The organism is Flagellimonas oceanensis (genome assembly GCF_003992595.1).
Lineage (GTDB): Bacteria > Bacteroidota > Bacteroidia > Flavobacteriales > Flavobacteriaceae > Flagellimonas > Flagellimonas oceanensis.
In genome coordinates this window covers 294120-298954 of record NZ_RZNA01000047.1, presented here as the reverse complement: position 1 = coordinate 298954, position 4835 = coordinate 294120, and the positions used below count along the sequence as shown (strand labels likewise).

The 4835-nt window shown below is 41.9% G+C and carries 4 protein-coding genes; all 4 read right to left on the bottom strand.

What is annotated here, in order from left to right; translation table 11 throughout:
* A partial coding sequence (locus tag EO132_RS14435; RefSeq protein WP_164732353.1) for a hypothetical protein occupies positions 1 to 534 on the bottom strand: 534 nt, incomplete at its 3' end.
* A 374-nt stretch (positions 535 to 908) separates the two neighbouring features.
* Positions 909 to 2858, bottom strand: coding sequence for an OmpA family protein (locus EO132_RS14430; protein WP_127138528.1), 1950 nt, complete (start codon positions 2856 to 2858; stop codon positions 909 to 911).
* A 13-nt stretch (positions 2859 to 2871) separates the two neighbouring features.
* A complete protein-coding gene (locus EO132_RS14425) occupies positions 2872 to 3819 on the bottom strand; it encodes a PorP/SprF family type IX secretion system membrane protein (RefSeq protein WP_127138527.1) in 948 nt (315 codons plus the stop codon).
* A 13-nt stretch (positions 3820 to 3832) separates the two neighbouring features.
* On the bottom strand, positions 3833 to 4835 hold a 1003-nt coding region (locus EO132_RS14420), incomplete at its 5' end, for a gliding motility-associated C-terminal domain-containing protein (protein ID WP_164732352.1).

The following is a 4835-nucleotide window of genomic DNA, read 5'->3' as shown; positions in this document are numbered from 1 at the left end:
TGTAGGATCGCCGGTAAGGCTCAGCTCGTCGCCGCTCAGGCTCAGGTCCTGGCTGTCGGTGTTGGTATCAATCAAAGCTGCCAAATCTGCCAATGCCACAGCATAAGAATTGGCTTCAGAATCAGTTATTACCAAATTGGTATTTGTACCATCAATATCAAATGAGGTTATGGTCGTATTTGAGTCCGTAAGGACATCTTTCAAACTACTTAAATCAACATTTACGTTTCCTCCATCTTCCAAAGAAAGTGACAAGATATTTGTAGTATCATCAAAAGAAAAACCTGTTAACTGCTGATTATCGGAGGCTGTAAGCTCCCATGAATCACCATCCCAAAAGTATATGGTCCCTGAGCTGGTGTTTACGTAAATATCTCCCAAATCCGCTCCTGTCGGAGTAATGGCCCCTGCACTGGAAACATCTGTCCCTTTGAGCACCTCGCAATTGCATTGGTCCTGAAGGGTCACTGTGGTTTGAGAAAAGGCAATTCCTGTAAAAAGTAGAAATAGTAGGGCTAGAATGCTCTTTTTCATGAGGTTACTATTAAATGAAGATTGTATTAGCTGTAATTTTGTTGATTCTCTTATCCTTTGATCTAACAATTCAGTAGTGATTCAACACACCGAATTTTCAACCGAATACAAAATTACCCTCACTTTTAGGGGTGGAAAATAATTGTTGTGAACCCATGAATTAGAACTGTATAGTTCACAAATTTTGAGGTTAGGCCTTTATTTTTTTACGATTTTTTTAAGACGGTTCGTCGATGAGGCTAATTTTAACGGCAACTTGCGTAGGTTGAATCTTACACGAAGCAAGGACCTAAACAGATGGTTAAAAATTGTATTGGGCAATAAAAAAACGGCCAGAAAAAGGGCCGTTTTTTATTCATTTCTTAAGTATTGGCTTATTCAAATATGATAAATTCCGATCTTCTGTTCAATTGATGTTGTTCCTCGGAACATGATACCCCGTTGGCACATTCGTTTACCAATCGAGTTTCTCCAAATCCTTCGCTCTCCAACCTATCGGGAGATATCCCTTTCGATATCATATAATCAACCGTAGATTGGGCCCTTCTGCGTGACAACCATAGGTTGTAAGCATCCACGCCTCTGCTATCAGTATGGGAGTTTACCTTTATCTTCAAACTTGGGTATTTCTCCATAGCCACAATCACTTTCTGAATCTCTATCTCGGCATCTGGCCTAATGTCATACTTGTTCAAATCAAAATAAATTGTACTCAGCTGCAATAGTTTAGCCAAGTCGTCTCCAAAACCTCCGGTAACCAAATCACGCTCCAAATAGAAGTCCACGATACGCGGTTTACCATCTGAAATGGGTAAATATTCTTCTGCAGGGACATAACCGTCCCTAGAGGCCCTAACAAAATTTCCCTTGGAGCAATCCAGCATAAGGATATAGTTACCATCGGAATCGGTAATAGTGGATGAGATTTCATTATTTTCCTCATCGATGATCTTCACGGTTGCTCCTGCCAAGACTTCGTTGGAAATACGATCTCGAACGGTTCCTGTAACTTCTTGAATACAATCCAAGGTCAACGGTTCGGTCTCAACAAACCCGTAAATATCGTCATCTCCCATTCCGCCATCCCTGTTGGATGAGAAATATCCTGTTTTTTCATCTGAATCGAAAATAAAGGAGAAGTCGTCCTTTGGTGTATTGACGGGCTTACCCACATTCACGACGGGTTGGGTATAGTCATTGTACGTGATTTTTGTGGCAAATACATCCAGCCCTCCCAATCCTTGATGGCCGTCGGAAGAGAAATAAAGTACTCCGTCCTTGGTAATGAACGGGAATGTTTCCCTTGCCATGGTATTGATGTTGCTTCCCAGGTTTTGAATGGGACCGTAGGTTCCATCTCCAATGATCTCGGTCACGAAAATATCGGACTCTCCTAAACTTCCAGGCATGTCGGAAACAAAATAAAGCTTCTTGCCATCAGGGCTCAACATAGGGTGAGCCACCGAATAGGAATCACTATTAAAAGGCAGTTCCGTGATATTGGTCCATTGGCCATCCATTAATTCCGCACTGTATATTTTCAATCGAATAATACCTTCTTCATCCTTTTTCTTTCTACCATCAAAAAAGTTGTTTCGGGTAAAGTACATCATCGACCCATCCTTGGTTACCACAGAGGTGGACTCGTGCAAACGGGTATTGACATCGCCTTCGAGCTTTACCACATTATCGTTGGATACGCTATCGGCATTTACTTTGTAAAGATCCAAAAAGTCGCGTGCGTTCCAAGTGTGTCTATATCTAGCAAAGTTACCCGTATCCCGATCGGAAGCAAAAATGAGCCCCTTTTCGTAATACGCAGCGGCAAAATCGGAATACTTACTGTTGTACGGGAATGTCTTTATATCGTAGCGTCCGGAATTCTTTTCTATTTTGGCCATGTAATCTTCATCAAAATCCGACATGGCCGAGGTCATTTCCCTAAAATCCACCATCAACTTTTCGGCCTCATCATAATTGCCCATGGACTTTAAACTCTGTGCATACCGAAAAATATCCTCAACGGACATTTCATCGGGATAGGTTGCTTCCAGTTTCTTGTAAGTTTCAGCCGCGTCCTGGTACTTGGCATTGAAATAATAGGAATTACCGAGTCTTTTTAGCAAATCGGGAGAGCTGTAACCCTTGTCCAGAACTTTTTTGTAGATGTCAATAGCTGGACTAAAGGAATACTGATTGTATCGCTCGTCCGCTCTTTCCATGACCCTTTGTATCTGCTTGTCGGGAATACTGTCCTGTTGTGCGGTTAGTTTAACAAGACCTCCACAAACGATGATCAATAATATGAGTATTCTTTTCAGCATGCTTACCTATTAATTAAAAGAATCTTGGTGATATGGTTCGTTGGAAGGATTTCAACAATTCCAATCTCAGGAACACTTCAAAAGATCCATCGTTGAACTGTGTCCCTCCCAATTCGGTTACTTCGCGGTCATAGGCCAATCCAAGCATAATCTGGTCTGTTACCTGAAAGCCCACCAAGCCACTGACAGCGGCGTCCCAGCGATATGCAGCACCAAAACTGAATTTATTGGCGAATAGGAAGCTTGCGGAAAGGTCAACTTGCAAAGGTGCCCCACTTACGGCTTTAGTAAGCAAAGCTGGTTTAAATTGAAGGTCCGCCCCAATATCGAAAACATAGCCTGTAATCAGGTAGATGTTCATGCGTTCAGCTGACAGAAAGTTGACTCCGTCATCTGAATTGTCATTATCAAAATACTCTGATTCCAATACGTTTGGTGCGGAAACCCCCGCGTAAAATTTATCTGTGTGATAATAGATTCCCAGTCCAAAATTGGGTGTGAACTTGTTATCGATATTATTTTGATTGACGACTTCTTGGTCAAAATTCCTGAGTCCGTTAAAGTCCAAATTCAACATGTTTCCCCCAGCCTTCAATCCAAATGATAATTTGGCATCCATGGAAACATCAATGGTATAGGAGATCACAGCATCGAGATATGTCTCTTGTACTACACCATCTCCTATATTGTCATTGACAATGGAGACCCCGTACCCCAATCTACTATTTCTGATTGGAGAATGGAGGTTCAGTGTGAACGTCTCTGGAGCACCGTCCAATCCCACCCATTGTGAACGGTAGAGCCCTGCGAAACTGAGTTGCCCCCTTGAACCTGCATAAGCGGGGTTGACACTCAATGTATTGTACATGTATTGTGTATACTGGGCATCTTGCTGGGCCATGGCTACCGTGGATATAATCCCAATGAACAATAACGTAGTTATTATATGCTTTTTTATCATGCTATCCATATTGTTATCTACTCAAATAAATGTATTCCGAGTTCGTGAAACTTCCTTGTACGGTTTCATAATTGAATATGTAATAATAGATTCCCGCAGGAAGATAATCGTTTACACTTAGTGCTGTTTTTCCTCTCACACGCCCATCAAAAACATTGTTCACATTGTCATAGTTGTTGCCTTCGAACACCAAGGTTCCCCAACGGTTGAATATTTTTATGGAACTTGATTTTATATACTCGACCCCTCGTATGAACAAAAAGTCGTTTTTCAAATCCCCATTGGGTGTCAACATTTGGTTTACCTCAATGTCCTCAACAATAACTTGAACGGTTGCTGTATCGCAATTATCAGGGTTAGTCGCTTCACAGATGGTGTATTCAATAATATAGGTTCCAGGCTCTGTATCAGGGGCAACCGTTACGGAACCATTTTCATTAACAGTGAGCTCGTTTGTTGGGGTCGAAGTCAAAATGACATCGTTCAATGATACTGGATCATCATTCAAGGTGTCGTTGAACAATACATCGCTATTTGCAATTACGCCCCCAGTGCTTGAATTATAATTATCATTCACGGCGTCGATTACATTATCACTACCCTGTATTACCTCAACGGTTACAGTAGCACTATCACAATTATCCACATCCAATACATCACAGATGGTATAACTGATGGTATAGGTACCTGCTTCGGTTCCTTCCACTACACTAACGTTCCCTTCCCCATTGATGACAAGGGCATCTGTTGGTTCGGAAGTCAAAATCACATTCATAAATGTAGCCCCTTCATCATTATACGTATCATTGGAAAGTACATTGCTGTCAGGAATCATTCCTCCATCCCCGGTTTCAGCTGTATAGCTGTCATCCACTGCATCAATCACATTGCCCATTCCTTGTGCCACTTCTACAGTTACCGTGGCGGTATCACAATTGTCCACATCCAATACGTCACAGATGGTATAACTGATGGTATAGGTACCTGCTTCGGTTCCTTCCACTACACTAACGTTC

Bases quoted from the DNA above. Each gene is read 5' to 3' on its own strand.
- EO132_RS14430 (WP_127138528.1), bottom strand. From the start codon at position 2,858: ATGCTGAAAAGAATACTCATATTATTGATCATCGTTTGTGGAGGTCTT.
- EO132_RS14425 (WP_127138527.1), bottom strand. From the start codon at position 3,819: ATGATAAAAAAGCATATAATAACTACGTTATTGTTCATTGGGATTATA.